The following is a 15,225-nucleotide window of genomic DNA, read 5'->3' as shown; positions in this document are numbered from 1 at the left end:
AAGCGAACAGAAGGAGGATATCATATGAAATTAGACCACACTGGAATTGCCGTTCGCGACATGCAGGAAGCCATTTCATTTTATACAAACGTACTTGGAGGAACCTTAACAAAAGAGTACTCGAATTCTGCGCCTGGTGTCGCTTCTAATATTGCGGTCATCGAGTTCGATGATGCGCACATCGAGTTGTTGACGCCAACAAGTCCGGATAGTCCGATCGCTCGTTTTTTGAAACAACGCGGGAAGGGTGTCCACCACATTGCTTATCGGGTAGAGAATTTAGATCAAGCGATTGAAGAAGCAAAACAACAAGGCTTAACATTTTTAGAAGATACGTATCGAACGACGCCGTTCGGACGACGACTGATTTATATGAATCCTCGTCATTCACACGGCGTCATTACGGAACTCTGTGATTATCCGGAGAACCCATAAAAAATCAGCACTGCAACGTTGCAGTGCTGATTTTTTCGTTTCATGGTATTAACCGAGTTTGGCTACGATTTCCCGATTGAATGCGGGAATATCATCCGGTTGACGGCTTGAGACGAAGTTATCATCGACGACGACTTCTTCATCTGTGAAATCCACACCAGCATTTTCTAAATCGATTCGAATCGATTTATAACCTGTCATTTTTCTCCCTTTGACGATTTTTGCGTTAATCATCAATTGTGGTCCATGGCAGATCGAGAAAATTGGTTTTTTCGACATATCGAATTCTTCGACAAATGAGACGAAACGCTGGTCTTCTCGAAGTAAATCCGGTGAAAATCCGCCTGGAATCAGGAGAGCATCATAGTCTGCTGCTGAAGTCTCATCAATTGAGAGATCAACGGTTACTTTTGCCTCTTCCTGCTTCCCAACGAGTTCTGCACCTTTTTTGGCACCAATGACAGTGATTTCGTGCCCTGCTTCTTTTAATGCATCAACCGGTCCTGTGAATTCGACATCTTCAAAATGATCGGCGAGTACAACGGCTACTTTTTTAGACATGTGATTCATCCCCCAAGTTGTTTGATTTAAATCGGATCTTCTCCACGATCACGAGGAGAGACCGGATCATCTGGCATCTCGTCTTTACCTTTTAGGATTTCCTTTTGTTGCTCCTCTGTCAGTTTCCGTTCTTTTTCAGACAGTCGATCCCGTTCATCTTCCAATTTTTCATTTGGACGATCGGTTTCTTTCGGTGCCATGGGAAAACCCTCCTTTTATGATTCATCATTTATAATGAATCGACGACTTTAACAGAAAGATCTACATCGATATTTCCGCGTGTTGCTTTCGAGTACGGGCAGAAGTTGTGTGTTTTCTCAAGCAACTCTTCTGCTTCCTCTTGTGATACGCCAACGACTTCGACGACAAGTTTCGCTGCAATTTTCACACCGTTATCCGCTTCATCCTGTAAGAGGCTGACTTCTGAATTCGTCCGCGTCTCGACTCGTTTTTTTGCTTGGCGCGCCATTAAATTATAGGCACCATCAAAACAAGCGGCATATCCTGCTGCGAATAACTGTTCCGGGTTTGATGTCGGAATGTCTTCCTTGCCTTTTGTTCCTGGCATGACTAAATCGAGATTGATGACGTTATCGTCTGAAGCGACTTTCCCGTCGCGACCACCGACTGCAGATGCACGTGAAGTAAGAATGACGTTTGACATGATAGAAAACCCCTTTTCCTGTTGAATTAAAAAATGCTTTTTTTGCCACATAGACAGTAATACCCGTCAGTGAGGGAGATAAACACAAGAGGTGTCTATCACCTTAGCTGATTCATTTTTTTAATAGACAAAAAAAGACGATGAACTCGAAGTCCATCGTCTTGCACATTCTATTTCTTATCCGATATCTTCTGTTGCAGTTTCTTCTCGATCAGGCAATTGAAGATAAATTGATTTGACTTGATGATTATCGACTTCCATGACTTTGATCGTGTATTCCTGATAGCGGAATTCTTGGCCACTCGACACTTCCGTATCCTGTGCCATGACCCAGCCACCAATCGTATCGATGTCTTCTTCTTCGATTCCTAGGTTAAAGCGTTCATTTAGGTCATCAATCAAGACACGGCCTGAGATCCGGTATAATCGCTCATGAATTTGTTCGATATCTGCTTTTTCATCCTTATCGAATTCATCACGAATTTCTCCAACGATTTCTTCCAAGATGTCTTCCATCGTGATGACACCAGCCGTACCACCATACTCATCAATGACGAGTGCCATTGGCGTCCGTTCCACCTGCATTTTCAACATAGCGTCTTGAAGCGGTGAATACTCGGATACAATCGGCAAGTTGTGGATGTAATAGCTTAATGCTTTTCCTTTGTTAGCCATATGATCCGTAAATAATTGTTTTGCATTGATGAAGCCAAGGATTTTATCCTTATCTCCTTCTTCCGCTACTGGGTAACGTGTGAACTGATACTCTTCAACGAGACGAATGATGTCCTCCATCGATGCATCGTTCGAAATCGTGATTAAGTCCGTCCGCGGTAACATGATATCTTTCGCGATCCGCTCATCGAACGAGAAGATGTTCTGCATGTAGGAAAGCTCAGTCTGGTTGATTTCTCCACTCTTATAACTCTGTGTCATGATGATTTTAATCTCTTCTTCAGAATGGACTTCTTCGTGTCCCGCTGGCTCGACACCAAATAACCGAAGGATGATTCGTGCTGAACCGTTCAATGTCCAGATGAAAGGTTTCATGATTTTACCGAACCAATAAAGTGGTGGCGCGAGTAGCATCGTGATGGCTTCCGTTTTTTGAATCGCCAAAGATTTTGGAGCAAGCTCTCCAAGTACGACATGAAGAAACGTTACAATCGAGAATGCAAGAACGAACGAAATGATTGTCGAGACGGAGTTCGGAATATCAATTTCTTCGAACAACATACCGAGAATCGCACCTACCGTTGATTCTCCTAACCATCCGAGACCAAGCGCTGTCACGGTAATTCCAAGTTGACAGGCCGATAAATAATAATCCAAATTCTCAAGTAGCCTCTTCGCCACTTTCGCAGTCTTGCTTCCTTCTGTAATCAACTGATCGATTCGAGACATTCGCATTTTGACGACCGAAAATTCGGCAGCTACAAAAAAAGCTGTTAAGACGATGAGTAGTGCAATGACGAGTAGCCGAATGATGATCGTGGTCGTGTCGAATGTCTCCATTGAGTGTGTACTGTCCAATCGTTTCCCCGAAGAAAGGGGATTCACCTCCATTAATATAAAGCCAGATGCCGAGGCATCTGGTGGTTTACAGCAAAAAGAAGCTTCAGACTTTCAAAGCTTCCCTACTTTTTCATATTCATACTATAACGGAACTTTCATAAAATGTGTACTTGAAGACATCATTTCAGACCGTCAGACGACATAGAGAATAAAGATTACGATCATGAGTAACATCGCGATTCCTTTTAACAAGGCACTTGATAAGATACCAAGGACTGTTCCGATCCCGACTGAAACCGAGATTTGCCATGTCTTTTTACTAATGATTTTTTCCGTCAAGATGGCAAAGACGAACGGGAAAATTAATAATCCGATACCCGGCAAAATAAATGGTCCCGCAATCAATCCGACTGTCGTTGCAATCTTAGCCGCTTGTGAGCCTCCCCGTCGATCGACGGTGTAGGCGCTAACGAGGTAATCGAGTGTAAATAAGAGAATGATGAAAATCGCTTGAATCACCCAAAAACTAATCGATAGTTCAGAGAACCCGAATCCGAATCCATAAATCAAAAAACCAACTACTAAAATCGGCGCACTTGGGATGATCGGATACACGAGACCTGCAAAAGCGACTAGAAAACAGACGACGATCAGACTCCATAACAAGATTGTCACTTTCTATTCCTCCCTTCTTTTGATTCTCTTGCCCTTTTTACGTCGAAGGGGAGACAAAAGTTTCATTCAACGCCCGATGGATTTGATTTTGTAAAAAATCACGATCCCAATCGTTCATTGTTTCAAAACGTACTTCCGAACAAATGTATGGAATGAATCGTTGAATCGTTTCATAGTGAGCAGGTAAGGCTTGCCGCTTCATCGTTCCAAGCGACTCAAGCATCGTTGCAAGAACTGAAATATCTTCTGCTCCGTAATGTCGTAGTTGATAAAACGTCGTGTATAACAATTGTTGGTAAGTTTCCCTGACGACAATGTGTTGCTGGTCCTTTCCAACAACTAGTACCCCATCTGGTATTACGGCATACTGTCGCATTAAGTCTCCAATAATCCGAACCGCATGTCTCGCTGTATTCGGATCATTGATTCCTGGAGAAATCGCACGTAAAGCAACTTCACTTAATTTTTCAAGAACAAACGCAAAATCCTGTTCTGAAGATTTCGTCGGCCCAATCAAGATACTTTCATTGATATCCCGGCAAGTTGCCCGTCCGATGGCTTCTCCCTCTGTTACAAATGAGCCGACGGTTCGATCAATATATACCACTTCTTCATGATCAAAAGCATCATAATCGACTGCTTGAATATATCCGGTTCGAGTTGCCTGAATAATATAAGGATGATTTGTTGTCTTCTTGCTCTCAGTAATCTTTTGTTCTCCTGATTCTAGATGTTCGACTTGTCGTTTCAATAATTCGTTCCCTTCTTCGTGTAATCGATCGAGTAATGTCGTCACGCGAATCGACTGGCTGACGATATGAATGAATGCGACGAATGCCACAATCGATATCAATACGACGAGAACGGCTACTGTCGAAGCGACGACGCTCGTCTTCAAAGCCGGACGAAGAAAAAAGAGCATCGTCATCGAGTAACTGACCGCTCCAATGAATATGCCGAAAATGTGTTGCACTTGCCGATTCTCAATGAAGTTAGGCAATGTCCGTGGTGAGAATTGTGATGAATAGGTCGTCAATACGACAAGAATGGTTGAGAATGTGAACGTCATCATGGCGAGCAGTCCGGTAAAGACAGAACTATGGATTGTCTGCGCTAAGCCAAGCGTCGTTTGCCAGTCTTTTGGAAACCAGTTTGATATATACACATCTAACCACGTCACGATTCCCGTCAAACCAATCCCAATGAGACCATATAACAATGGCCACCACCAATTGATTTCTCGAGACAGGACTTTCAGCTTCTTCAAAATAAAATCCCTCCTTTTTATAGCACTATATTGATTGAATTCCTGATTTAAAGCGCTTTAAAACCCGTCTGACTGACTGACTTTGAGCAATATGTTTGGTCGAAGTGCACGGATGTGTTTTACTTCTTTTCATAACGTGAATAACTTAATTGTTATGAAAACGAATGGGAGATGAAATGATATGGCTCAACAAAACGAAGCAACATTGCATACAGATTTCACGAAGATTTATATTGATGGTCAGTGGCGCACAGGCGCAAGTGACAGCAACATGACGAACACGAATCCTTTCACGGGTGAAGAGCTTTTTACGATCTCTGCAGCAAATCAACAAGATTTAGATGACGCTTATGAAGCGGCTCAAGTCGCTCAAAAAGACTGGGCGAAAGTTCCTGCTTTAAAACGTCAAGGTCTCATCGAAAACTTCTTGAAAGTCTTGTACGAAGAGAAAGAAACGATCATCGAATGGTTAATCAAAGAGTCCGGAAGTACACGCATCAAAGCGGAAGGTGAATTCCTTGCTTCTGTCTTGATCGTCAAGGAAGCTGCGACATTCCCACTTCGGATGCACGGTGAAATTCGTCCATCGGTCGTACCAGGCAAAGAAAACCGGATTTACCGTAAAGCACTTGGTGTCATCGGTGTCATCAGTCCATGGAACTTCCCGTTCCACTTAGCTGTACGGTCGATCGCTACTGCCATTGCCATCGGGAACGCAGTTGTTGTTAAACCGGCTACGGACACACCTGTTTCAGGTGGATTAATTTTTGCTAGTCTATTTGAAAAAGCTGGATTGCCAAAAGGTGTCTTGAATGTCATCGTCGGTCGCGGTTCAGAAATCGGTGATGCTATCGTCGAACATCCTGTACCACGCTTGATTTCATTCACAGGGTCAACTGAAGTTGGTCGTCATATCGGTGAACTTGCTGGTAAACACCTGAAGAAAACAGCGCTTGAACTTGGCGGAAACAACGTCTTCGTCGTACTTGATGATGCTGATCTCGATCGTGCGGTCGAATCTGCTGTCTACAGCAAGTTCTATCACCAAGGTCAAATTTGTATGTCGACGAACCGAATTCTCGTCGCTTCTTCGATTCATGATGAATTCGTTGAGAAATACGTCGCTCGTGTAAAAGAGCTACAATACGGTGATCCATCACATGATCGGACACAAGTCGGACCACTCATCAACCAATCACAAGTTGAACGGATTCTTGAAGATCTCGAGAAAACAAAAGCTGCGGGTGCAACCGTTCGTGTCGGTGGTGAAGCAAAAGATAACGTCATCGCACCTACTGTCGTCACTGGTGTTACGAATGATATGCCACTCGCTAAAAATGAAATCTTCGGACCGGTCGCTGTCATCATCCCGTTCGATACGGATGAAGAGGCACTTGAAATCGCGAACTCGCTTCCATACGGATTGAGCGGCGCTGTCCATGGTTCTTCAATTGAACGCGCGACTGCCTTTGCGCTTGAAGTCGAGACGGGTATGATTCATATCAACGATCAATCGGTCAACGATGAGCCACATATGCCATTTGGTGGTGAAAAAGATTCAGGACTCGGTCGCTTCAACGGCGAGTGGGTACTTGAAGAATTCTCGACTGTCCAATGGTTGTCTGTCATGCACGATCGTCGTCAATACAAACCATTCTTTGAGTAATATAAGAGTAGGGTTTTCCCCTATTCTACATAATTTTGTTAAGGAGTGATTTCACATGCCGTTATTACGATTCGACGTCATTGAAGGACGTTCAGAAGAAGAGTTGAAAACGTTACTCGACACCGCACACGATGCGATGGTCGAAGCATTTGATGTGCCGGAGCGCGATCGTTATCAAATCGTGCATACGCATAAAGCGCATGAGATGGTCATTCAAGATACAGGACTCGGATTTGAACGGAGTAAAGATATCGTTCTTATTAGTGTGACGAGTAAAACGCGGACGGAAGAGAAAAAACAACGTCTCTACCAATTACTCGCCGAACGCTTACAAGCAAACTGCGGACTCGCACCGACTGATTTGATGGTGTCGATCGTCGAAAATGATGCAGCCGACTGGAGCTTCGGTCTTGGCGAAGCACAGTTTTTAACGGGTAAACTATGATCGTCTGTAAGTAGAACAAAAGGGAAGTATGTTATCGGTAATTTCCGGTAACATACTTCCCTTTATTTGTTCTTACTTCATTAAACAAGAGCGAACCTTCACATGACTTGCTCCTTCGTTTCTTCCGCCTTCTCCCGTGGATTTTCCCGTTGCAGCGGTGCTTTCCAACTAAATTGATCGGGTTCTGGAACAAAGTCAAGGCCTCCTGGATGGAACGGTTGGCACCGTAACAATCGACGCGTCGTCAAATAACTACCTTTTACCGAACCATGGCGTTCAATCGCCTCCATCCCGTAATGGGAGCATGTTGGATAGAATCGACATGTGGCTGGCTTCATGGGAGAGATGACTTTCTGATAAAAACGAATTCCTCCCATTAAGACACGTTTCATAACGTCCCTTCTTTCCTCTTTTTTTCTAGTGTAACGCATCTGTCCATCATTTTCAGATGTTCTGCCTTATACTAAAAGCAGATTTAAAAGAAGGATGTGTTGAGATGAAGGCATTAACTTTCCACGAATTCGGAGGTTCTGATGTATTACGCTTCGAAGACGTACCAACGCCAACAATCACTGAACAGGAAGTTCTGATTGAAATGAAAGCGATCGGTCTGAATTTTGCAGACATCTATCGCCGAAAAGGAAACTATCATTTAGAAGGACAGCCTCCCTATATTTTAGGTTACGAAGGTTCAGGTATCATCACTGCGGTCGGTACAGCTGTTTCAACGTTCCACGTAGGTCAACGAGTTGCTTTTGCGGACGTTCCGCTTGCGAATGCTGAGTACGTCGCAGCACCCGTCGATAAATTGATTCCGCTTCCTGATGGTATCTCATACGAAACAGCAGCTTCTGTCTTATTACAAGGGTTAACAGCGCATTATTTAACTCGAGATAGCTATCATGTCCAACCGGGAGATGTCGTCTTAGTGCATGCAGCTGCCGGTGGCGTTGGTCAGTTGTTGACACAGCTCATTCGTTTACTTGGCGCAACTCCGATTGGATTGACGTCTTCTCCTGAGAAAGCACAGATCGCTAAAACTGCGGGCTGTGAATCTGTCTATTTATATTCTGAGAACTGGGTCGAGCACGTGCTCGCGCAAACTTCTGGTAAAGGAGTTGATGTGGTCTACGAATCCATTGGTTCTACCTTAATGGATAGTTTCCATGTCACAAAAGTCCATGGAACGGTTGTTTTCTATGGTATGGCAGGCGGCGATCCCGTATCTGTCGACCCTCGCTTCTTGATGGATACATCCAAAACATTGACGGGTGGTGACCTTTGGAACGTATTAACATCTTCTGAAGAACGAATCCGTAGATCTGGTGAATTATTTGATTGGATTCTATCCAATCATCTCACCCTGTCTTCTCCTACAACATTCAGATTATCTGATGGCAAAGCAGCACATGACTTTTTAGAAAGTCGACGCAGTACAGGAAAACTACTTTTGCTTCCTTAACTCGTTTTTCCAAGACGGCTCCCTGCGAGTCGTCTTTTTTATGTGAAATTAGAATTATCGATTGATTTTTTTTAATGAAGAGAGTAAAGTAAATCTCATCAAAACCTAAAACCCAAATAAGTTTTGAGTTTTAGAAAGGGGATTTGTATTTATGTTTCGCTCAGAATGGAAGAAATTGAAGAGTCCGATGATGATTGTTGTCATTCTCGCCCTCATCCTCGTACCGTTTCTCTACAACTCCATCTTCTTATCTGCATTCTGGGACCCATACGGTCAAACAGAAGATATCAAGGTCGCTATCGTCAACGAAGACAAGGCGACGAAGTTTAAAGGAGAGAAAGTCGACATCGGGGATCAATTCGTCGACAAACTCAAAAAAAATGATGATTTTGATTGGCAGTTCTTATCTAAGGACAAAGCCGAAAAAGAATTACGTGACGGCAAAATCTATATGACGGTCGTCATCCCGAAGAACTTCTCTAAAAATGCAACGACACTACTCGATGATCATCCGAAGAAGATTGAGTTGGAGTATTACTTGAATCCAGCCAAAAACTACTCGGGCACACAAATTTCGAGTACGGCTGCAAAACAATTAAACGAAAAGATCCGAAAATCCGTGACGAAACAATACAGTAGTGCGATCTTCGGTGCGTTAAAGAAAATCGCAAACGGTATGGAAAAGGCATCGGACGGTTCTTCTAAACTAGAAGATGGCAACCATAAAACAGCGGATGGTGCCAAAACACTAGCAACGAATCTTGGAAAACTTGCGGATGGAAGTCTGACACTGTCCGAAAAACTTGGCGAAGCCAATCAAGGTTCGAAAAAACTCAGTGACGGCGTCACGACACTCGACGAAAAGACTGCCCTCTTCGCCCAAAAAACGGGTGAGTTGTCTTCTGGGTTGAACACGCTAGACGAAAATGGTGGCAAATTACAAGCCGGTGCTGCACAACTAGAAGACGGAGCAACGAAACTCAGCGGTGGCTCGACACAAGTCCGTCAAGGGGCAGAACAACTGGCTGCAGGTACGGCTCAGCTTAATGAAAAAATCCCTCAATTGACGGATGGATTAAATCAATTGGATGAAAAAGCACAAGCTGCCAACGCCTTTTTAACGCAACTTAATCAAGATGCTGAAAAAGCGAAACAAGATTTACGAGCACGTCGTGAAGCCCTTGAAGCAAACGTTGCGCAACTAAAAGAAGTCATTTCTGCTTCTGAACAGTTATCGGATGAAGAAAAACAAACGTTACTCGGTTCTATCGGTTCATTAGAAGAAAACATCCAAAATCTCGCCGCCCAAGAAGGCGCGATTGATCAGAGTCTTGCTCAAGCAACGGACGCGACGAAAAAAATTGGTCAACTGGCTGCAGGTGGTCAACAAGTCGAATCAGCTGTATCACAACTGAACGCAGGTCAAGTGAAACTCGTCGACGGTGCGAAACAAGTCGAGTCTGGTGCACAACAATTAGCAAGTGGTCAACAAACATTCAATGAAAAACTCGGTCAATATACTGCAGGTGTGCATAAAGCCGCAACAGGTGGCGCACAACTGGCTGACGGGGCTAATCAGCTTTCAGATGGCACACATCAACTCCAAACAGGTGCTAGCGCGTTAAATAACGGGTTAGGACAGTTGGCTTCTGGTTCAACTACGATTACGGACGGAATCGGCAAAACGACCGATGGGGCTTCGAAAATCGCGGATGCCAACACAAAACTTGAAGATGGTGCTAAAACATTGAAGGATGAGCTCAGCAAAGGGGCTAAGGATGCAACCGTCAAGCCGACGAAAGAGCGGGATAATATGCTCGCAGAACCCGTCGTCTTAAAAGAACATGACTATTCGACGGTCAACAACTACGGTTCTGGTTTATCAGCTTATATCCTTAGTATTGCCTTATTCGCAGGTGCCTTGATGTTCTCGTCTGTCTATCAGATTCGTCCAGAACATGGTGAAAGTCTGACATGGCGCTTCCTTGTCGGTAAATTATCACTCATCTTACCGATTGGAGCCTTACAAGGTGTCGCAGCGGCTACAGCCATCGTTTATGTCCTGGATGCTGATGTCGCGAGTGTTCCTGCGCTCTATGGATTCGCTGCCTTAACAGGTATGACGTTCATTACGATTCTGTTCACGCTCGCGATGCTACTCGGTCGCGTCGGACAGTTCCTTGCCTTCCTACTACTTCTGCTTCAAATCGGCGGTAGTGGTGGTACGTTCCCAGTCGAGATGACGCCAAGCTTCTTCCAAGCCATCCATACGTTCTTACCAATGACGTATTCAGTCGGCGGATTCCGTGAAGCTCTTGGACTTGGTGTGACAGACGCCCTCATCTCAAACAGTCAAGTCCTTGCGACCATCTTAGTCGTCGCGTTGATCATCAGCTTCGTTGGAGGGCTCGGAGCCAAGCGAATTTTACTCTCAACGAAAGTGAGACGAAAACAACATGACACAGTCTGATAAAGAAACATTGATACTGGACTCAGCGATGGCTTGTTTTTCTGAACTTGGTTATAAAGGTACGACGATTGAGCGTGTCGCCCGACGCGCTCATGTCGGGAAACCGACCGTCTATCAATTGTTCGAAAGTAAACTCAACCTGTTCGAATCACTCGTAACACGTGTGCTGCAAGAGATGAAAGAAGAAGCAGAACGCGCTTACGTCGAACATGCGACGGTAGAAGAAAATAAGCAAGCAATGATCGACGCTATCGTCTATCATCAGCAACAACATTTGTTCATTCTTCAAATCATCGAAGAAACACGTAATCTCAAATTACAAGAAATGCAAGAACTACGGACACGGATCGAACGGCATGTCGTCGAATATCTTAAAACGCTACTCGAGACTCGCCTTGGACAAGATGATCGTGACGTACCAGTCGATGTCACCGCCTTTCTGATTTTCCGGACGTACATTGCGTTAATTGCCGAATGGCCATTGATTGCTCGACCGTTAGAATTAGATACGATTCGTCGTGCCATGCTACGCATTTTATGAATCAAAAAACCGCCGATCAGCTGATTGGCGGTTTTTCATATTCTTGATTCTTTTCTAAATTCCGTGCCGTTTGACTAGAAGCAACTGTTTTTTCATCCTTCAGTGTGCCAAACAACCAATCCCCTACCGGATTCGATACACCAAACCAATAGTGTTCATTTTTGAAATGATGTAATAGATGCGTCTTTTTCATCCATTTTCCAAAGCGTGTTCTCGGTTTCAGCGGAACGTGTGCCACGTAATGTTTCCATTCATACACAAGCAACATGACGATCAATCCACTCGCGGCTGCAGCTGTCGAGACGACAGATTGTGTCAGAAGATAGGTCAGAGCCGCAAAGAAACCAAGGTTCGGCAAGGAATACCAGACAGGTAAAAACAACAGATGCAGTTCATTCGGATGCGCATGATGATCGTAATGAAGTCGTTTCAACAATTTTCGTCCAAGCGCATTTTTAGGTGGTGGTAAATGGAACAAAAAACGATGCGTCAGGTATTCACTGAAACTAAAGACGATCAGTCCAAGACAAAAGAACAGTAAAATCGACCAATGAAAAGGCTGAGCAATGGTATAACTACTTATTCCAATCAGTAGTACGAGCATGATCAAAATATCCGGAAATAGAAAAAAACGGCGATAGATGTCTGACATAGATGCCCTCTCCTTTCTTTTTTCGTTACAGCGTCTAATCGTACGTTCATCGATTCGTCATGTTTTTTACTTCAAGTCGTGTAATCATTCTCACTCTTTCCCTTATACTAAATAGGGAATGGAGTGATGATCGCTTTGAGTTTATCGACCGGAATCATCTTCGTGTTACTCGCCTATACACTCATGTCGCTCTACGACATGTGGCAGGTATATCGGACTACTAGCAAGCTTTGGATGTTTGTATTATTTCTTGCAACATTGATCAGTCTCATCGTTGCCTTTTTTGTGGCCCCTGTCCTTGCGCTATTCTTTTACTGGCCACGCCATCCATTGAAACGAAACATCGGTATCGTGTTACTGATTGTCGTGTGCCTCATCTCAATTACGACGAAGCTATCTGCTTAATCGACTTCCTTCATGAACTACTCATGAAGGTTTTTTCATGTCCTACTACCGAAGAAGAGACGGCGCATCAACTCACGTTCCGGCATCTCCGTCGTATTGAGGACGTCTAAAAATGGTCGATCATCATATGGAATCTTCAGGATTTCTGAACGGACTTGATCCTTCTCCCAATCGATAATTGCTACTGGAGCAATAGCTGTTTCCTGACATCCAAGTGCACCTGGATTAATAAAGAGCGTTTGCTCTGTCTCGACTTGTTGCGCTGGATGATGATGACCGAATCCAATGATCCGCGCCTCACTTCCAGCAAACAGGACGGATAAGTTTTCTTTCGTTCCATCCACCGCTTGCTTTAACGGCTCTTCACCAATCTTCTTCGTCTGGTCGGCATAAGCATAGTGCGTCAGGTGCATCGTTTGTTCCTGATGCATGATATTTAAGACACGCGGTAATCGTTCCAAATACTTTTGATTTTCTTGCGTCAACGTATCCGCAATCCATTGGTGGTGCTCTTTAGCATGGCGGTAACTATCGGGATAGTTCTCCCCACGGATTAAAGCAAGGACACATTCATCATGATTCCCAGAAATCGTTTGAATATCAGGTCGTTGCTTCAATAGATCAATGACTTCATTATGCTCTGGTCCAATGCCGACAAGATCACCGAGACAATAGACGGCATCGATATCTGGTTGTTGATCAAGATAGGACAATACCGCACGTAATGCTGATGCATTGCCATGAATATCTGTAAAAAGCATCACTTTCATGTAAACGCCTCCATTGTTGTTACATTGGGATTTCCTGATGATACCGTGAATTCCTGTCAGATTTCAGGAAAAAATAAATTGTCAGAAAATATTGATTATTATTCAAGAGCGTGTTAGGCTTAGAAAAATTCACAGAGAGGGGCACGATCGAATGATTCCGACGCAACAGCCATTTAACCAAGTTGGACGACTGATTATTCTATGCATGAGGGACTGAAAACTTTTCCGATGATGAAACGGAAATGATTTTTGGGCCCTTCTTTCGATGCATCGAATGAGGCGCCCGCACAGAATGAGTGGCGCCTATCCCAAAAACGGATAGGCTTTTTTCATGGCAAAAAATAGAGATAGATAGAGAGGATGACAACGTTGAAAGAATATGCGATGGATCGAATGGTAAAAGTATCAGCTGGAATGGCAAATGCCGTTCTTGTAACACTCGGTGTCGGACTCCTGATTGAGACGCTCGGAAATCTTCTACATATCCAAATGTTACTGACGATTGGTGGTGTCGCAAAAGTACTACTCGCACCTGCGCTTGGTGCCGGTATTGCCTTTCAGCTCGGAGGAAACACACTTGTCCTGTTCAGCGCGATGATCGCAGCGACGATCGGTGGTGCCGCTCTTCAATCGACTGCTTCTGGACTCGTTCTTGTACCCGGTCAGCCAATCAGTGCGTTACTCGCAGCTGCTGTCGCTGTATACGTCGGAAAACGCATGACTGGAAAAACGAAATTTGACATGATGGTCATCCCGATGAGTGCTGTCCTTGCTGGCGGCGTGACTGGAATCGGTGCTGCTGCCGTCACGACACCACTCCTTACAAAATTCAGTGCCATGATCACAGCATCCGTTGAATCATCTCCAATCGCAACTTCTCTTGTCATTGCACTCATCTTTAGCGTCTTATTGATGTCTCCTGCTTCGTCCGCTGCACTCGCTATCGCTTTGCAACTTGATCCTGTAGCAAGTGCCGCTGCACTGATTGGCTGTTCCGCTCAATTCGTCGGCTTTACGTTGATGGCATACCGTCAGACGGATCCAGGTGGTTTGATTGCTTCATTCTTTGTAACACCTAAAGTACAATTCCCGAATATCGTTAAAAATCCACGTCTTGTCGTTGCACCGTTTCTCGCAGCGATGATTTCAGCTCCTGTCGCGACGCTTCTACTCTCTTTGAAAGTACCGTACGAACTCGCAGGACTTGGATTAAATTCGATGATTGCCCCACTCAATATCTTCGTCAACCAAGGTCCTCAGGCGTTCCTCGTTTTCTTCTTGACTGGTGTCGTTCTACCTGGTGTCTTGACGCTCGTCTTCTATCGATTGACGACTGTCGCAGGGTGGACGAAGCGTGGCGATCTTCATCTCGAAATTCAATAAAACAATTTACCTCCCTTCCAACTATTCCTGATTGATTTCGGGAATAGTTTTTTTAACGCAAAAAAAATCGCCCCTTCGAAAAGGAACGATTTCGGTATGATTCTGACTGGGCTCGAACCAGCGACCTCTACCCTGTCAAGGTAGCGCTCTCCCAGCTGAGCTACAGAATCATGCTGTGTTGTTACTGGGTATGTTTTTATTATAGCAGCATATCGAAAAGTGTAAAGCCTTTTTCATAAAAAAATTATCTTTTTTCAAAAAGATCTTTTTAAATAAAAACAGTTTTAAAGTTGCGGGTTCTATGAGTGTCCTCT

Annotated in this window: 17 protein-coding genes and 1 tRNA gene; 8 read left to right on the top strand and 10 right to left on the bottom strand. The window is 44.2% G+C overall.

Going from position 1 to position 15,225, the window contains the following annotated elements:
• Positions 1-24: 24 nt before the first annotated feature.
• Positions 25-435 (top strand): VOC family protein, encoded by a 411-nt coding sequence (locus KNQ08_RS15040; protein ID WP_214806253.1) that lies wholly within the window; start codon positions 25-27, stop codon positions 433-435.
• A 48-nt stretch (positions 436-483) separates the two neighbouring features.
• Here the strand turns inward: KNQ08_RS15040 and KNQ08_RS15035 are convergent, their stop codons facing one another.
• The 6 genes from KNQ08_RS15035 to KNQ08_RS15010 all read right to left on the bottom strand — a co-directional run bounded on the left by KNQ08_RS15035 (position 484) and on the right by KNQ08_RS15010 (position 5,117).
• The gene (locus tag KNQ08_RS15035) at positions 484-996 is read right to left on the bottom strand and encodes a type 1 glutamine amidotransferase domain-containing protein (protein WP_214806251.1); all 513 of its coding nucleotides are present in this window, start codon (positions 994-996) and stop codon (positions 484-486) included.
• Positions 997-1,022: 26 nt separating this feature from the next.
• Positions 1,023-1,196, bottom strand: a complete 174-nt coding sequence (locus tag KNQ08_RS15030) for a hypothetical protein (protein WP_214806249.1) — start codon at positions 1,194-1,196, stop codon at positions 1,023-1,025.
• Between the two features lie 29 nt (positions 1,197-1,225).
• Positions 1,226-1,660: an organic hydroperoxide resistance protein gene (locus KNQ08_RS15025; protein WP_035412467.1), complete on the bottom strand. Its 435-nt coding sequence runs from the start codon at positions 1,658-1,660 to the stop codon at positions 1,226-1,228.
• A 177-nt stretch (positions 1,661-1,837) separates the two neighbouring features.
• Positions 1,838-3,175: a hemolysin family protein gene (locus tag KNQ08_RS15020; RefSeq protein ID WP_214806247.1), complete on the bottom strand. Its 1,338-nt coding sequence runs from the start codon at positions 3,173-3,175 to the stop codon at positions 1,838-1,840.
• Positions 3,176-3,367: 192 nt separating this feature from the next.
• Positions 3,368-3,850, bottom strand: a complete 483-nt coding sequence (locus tag KNQ08_RS15015; protein ID WP_214806245.1) for a DUF456 domain-containing protein — start codon at positions 3,848-3,850, stop codon at positions 3,368-3,370.
• A 37-nt stretch (positions 3,851-3,887) separates the two neighbouring features.
• Positions 3,888-5,117 (bottom strand): DUF2254 domain-containing protein, encoded by a 1,230-nt coding sequence (locus KNQ08_RS15010; RefSeq protein ID WP_214806243.1) that lies wholly within the window; start codon positions 5,115-5,117, stop codon positions 3,888-3,890.
• A gap of 181 nt (positions 5,118-5,298) precedes the next feature.
• On the opposite strand from KNQ08_RS15010, the gene KNQ08_RS15005 reads away from it, so the two are divergent.
• Positions 5,299-6,783, top strand: a complete 1,485-nt coding sequence (locus tag KNQ08_RS15005; protein WP_023467170.1) for an aldehyde dehydrogenase family protein — start codon at positions 5,299-5,301, stop codon at positions 6,781-6,783.
• Between the two features lie 55 nt (positions 6,784-6,838).
• Positions 6,839-7,228: a tautomerase family protein gene (locus KNQ08_RS15000; protein WP_029340806.1), complete on the top strand. Its 390-nt coding sequence runs from the start codon at positions 6,839-6,841 to the stop codon at positions 7,226-7,228.
• Positions 7,229-7,326: 98 nt separating this feature from the next.
• On the opposite strand, the gene yidD is transcribed toward KNQ08_RS15000, so the two are convergent.
• Positions 7,327-7,620 (bottom strand): membrane protein insertion efficiency factor YidD, encoded by a 294-nt coding sequence (gene yidD / locus KNQ08_RS14995; RefSeq protein WP_214806240.1) that lies wholly within the window; start codon positions 7,618-7,620, stop codon positions 7,327-7,329.
• Between the two features lie 104 nt (positions 7,621-7,724).
• Between yidD and KNQ08_RS14990 the strand changes: the two genes are divergently transcribed.
• The 3 genes from KNQ08_RS14990 to KNQ08_RS14980 all read left to right on the top strand — a co-directional run bounded on the left by KNQ08_RS14990 (position 7,725) and on the right by KNQ08_RS14980 (position 11,701).
• The gene (locus KNQ08_RS14990) at positions 7,725-8,690 is read left to right on the top strand and encodes a quinone oxidoreductase family protein (RefSeq protein WP_214806238.1); all 966 of its coding nucleotides are present in this window, start codon (positions 7,725-7,727) and stop codon (positions 8,688-8,690) included.
• Positions 8,691-8,841: 151 nt separating this feature from the next.
• Positions 8,842-11,160 (top strand): YhgE/Pip domain-containing protein, encoded by a 2,319-nt coding sequence (locus tag KNQ08_RS14985; protein ID WP_029340804.1) that lies wholly within the window; start codon positions 8,842-8,844, stop codon positions 11,158-11,160.
• Positions 11,147-11,701 carry a TetR/AcrR family transcriptional regulator gene (locus tag KNQ08_RS14980; RefSeq protein ID WP_029340803.1) on the top strand — a complete coding sequence of 185 codons (555 nt, stop codon included), beginning with the start codon at positions 11,147-11,149 and terminating at the stop codon, positions 11,699-11,701. The genes KNQ08_RS14985 and KNQ08_RS14980 overlap by 14 nt, the downstream gene beginning before the upstream one ends.
• A 16-nt stretch (positions 11,702-11,717) precedes the next feature.
• On the opposite strand, the gene KNQ08_RS14975 is transcribed toward KNQ08_RS14980, so the two are convergent.
• Positions 11,718-12,353, bottom strand: a complete 636-nt coding sequence (locus KNQ08_RS14975) for a sterol desaturase family protein (RefSeq protein ID WP_214806236.1) — start codon at positions 12,351-12,353, stop codon at positions 11,718-11,720.
• A gap of 126 nt (positions 12,354-12,479) precedes the next feature.
• Here KNQ08_RS14975 and KNQ08_RS14970 point away from each other — a divergent pair, with 126 nt between their 5' ends.
• Positions 12,480-12,758: a hypothetical protein gene (locus tag KNQ08_RS14970; RefSeq protein WP_214806234.1), complete on the top strand. Its 279-nt coding sequence runs from the start codon at positions 12,480-12,482 to the stop codon at positions 12,756-12,758.
• 35 nt (positions 12,759-12,793) lie between these two features.
• Here the strand turns inward: KNQ08_RS14970 and KNQ08_RS14965 are convergent, their stop codons facing one another.
• Complete coding sequence (locus tag KNQ08_RS14965) at positions 12,794-13,528, bottom strand: metallophosphoesterase family protein (protein ID WP_214806232.1); 735 nt, start codon at positions 13,526-13,528, stop codon at positions 12,794-12,796.
• 360 nt (positions 13,529-13,888) lie between these two features.
• Between KNQ08_RS14965 and KNQ08_RS14960 the strand changes: the two genes are divergently transcribed.
• The gene (locus KNQ08_RS14960; protein ID WP_029340800.1) at positions 13,889-14,911 is read left to right on the top strand and encodes a PTS sugar transporter subunit IIC; all 1,023 of its coding nucleotides are present in this window, start codon (positions 13,889-13,891) and stop codon (positions 14,909-14,911) included.
• Positions 14,912-15,008: 97 nt separating this feature from the next.
• On the opposite strand, the gene KNQ08_RS14955 is transcribed toward KNQ08_RS14960, so the two are convergent.
• A tRNA-Val gene (locus KNQ08_RS14955) sits at positions 15,009-15,081 on the bottom strand.
• Between the last annotated feature and the right edge of the window lie 144 nt (positions 15,082-15,225).

The sequence above is a fragment of the Exiguobacterium sp. s46 genome (assembly GCF_018618875.1).
In the GTDB taxonomy this organism is placed as follows: domain Bacteria; phylum Bacillota; class Bacilli; order Exiguobacteriales; family Exiguobacteriaceae; genus Exiguobacterium_A; species Exiguobacterium_A abrahamii.
Note: the sequence above shows the minus strand (reverse complement) of the source record. Positions and strands in the feature narration are given on the sequence as shown.

What these genes read in the sequence shown, in the direction of transcription:
- KNQ08_RS15040 (WP_214806253.1), top strand. Translation starts at nt 25, where the DNA reads ATGAAATTAGACCACACTGGAATTGCCGTTCGCGACATGCAGGAAGCC.
- KNQ08_RS15035 (WP_214806251.1), bottom strand. Translation starts at nt 996, where the DNA reads ATGTCTAAAAAAGTAGCCGTTGTACTCGCCGATCATTTTGAAGATGTC.
- KNQ08_RS15030 (WP_214806249.1), bottom strand. Translation starts at nt 1,196, where the DNA reads ATGGCACCGAAAGAAACCGATCGTCCAAATGAAAAATTGGAAGATGAA.
- KNQ08_RS15025 (WP_035412467.1), bottom strand. Translation starts at nt 1,660, where the DNA reads ATGTCAAACGTCATTCTTACTTCACGTGCATCTGCAGTCGGTGGTCGC.
- KNQ08_RS15020 (WP_214806247.1), bottom strand. Translation starts at nt 3,175, where the DNA reads ATGGAGACATTCGACACGACCACGATCATCATTCGGCTACTCGTCATT.
- KNQ08_RS15005 (WP_023467170.1), top strand. Translation starts at nt 5,299, where the DNA reads ATGGCTCAACAAAACGAAGCAACATTGCATACAGATTTCACGAAGATT.
- KNQ08_RS15000 (WP_029340806.1), top strand. Translation starts at nt 6,839, where the DNA reads ATGCCGTTATTACGATTCGACGTCATTGAAGGACGTTCAGAAGAAGAG.
- yidD (WP_214806240.1), bottom strand. Translation starts at nt 7,620, where the DNA reads ATGAAACGTGTCTTAATGGGAGGAATTCGTTTTTATCAGAAAGTCATC.
- KNQ08_RS14990 (WP_214806238.1), top strand. Translation starts at nt 7,725, where the DNA reads ATGAAGGCATTAACTTTCCACGAATTCGGAGGTTCTGATGTATTACGC.
- KNQ08_RS14985 (WP_029340804.1), top strand. Translation starts at nt 8,842, where the DNA reads ATGTTTCGCTCAGAATGGAAGAAATTGAAGAGTCCGATGATGATTGTT.
- KNQ08_RS14980 (WP_029340803.1), top strand. Translation starts at nt 11,147, where the DNA reads ATGACACAGTCTGATAAAGAAACATTGATACTGGACTCAGCGATGGCT.
- KNQ08_RS14975 (WP_214806236.1), bottom strand. Translation starts at nt 12,353, where the DNA reads ATGTCAGACATCTATCGCCGTTTTTTTCTATTTCCGGATATTTTGATC.
- KNQ08_RS14970 (WP_214806234.1), top strand. Translation starts at nt 12,480, where the DNA reads ATGATCGCTTTGAGTTTATCGACCGGAATCATCTTCGTGTTACTCGCC.
- KNQ08_RS14965 (WP_214806232.1), bottom strand. Translation starts at nt 13,528, where the DNA reads ATGAAAGTGATGCTTTTTACAGATATTCATGGCAATGCATCAGCATTA.
- KNQ08_RS14960 (WP_029340800.1), top strand. Translation starts at nt 13,889, where the DNA reads ATGACAACGTTGAAAGAATATGCGATGGATCGAATGGTAAAAGTATCA.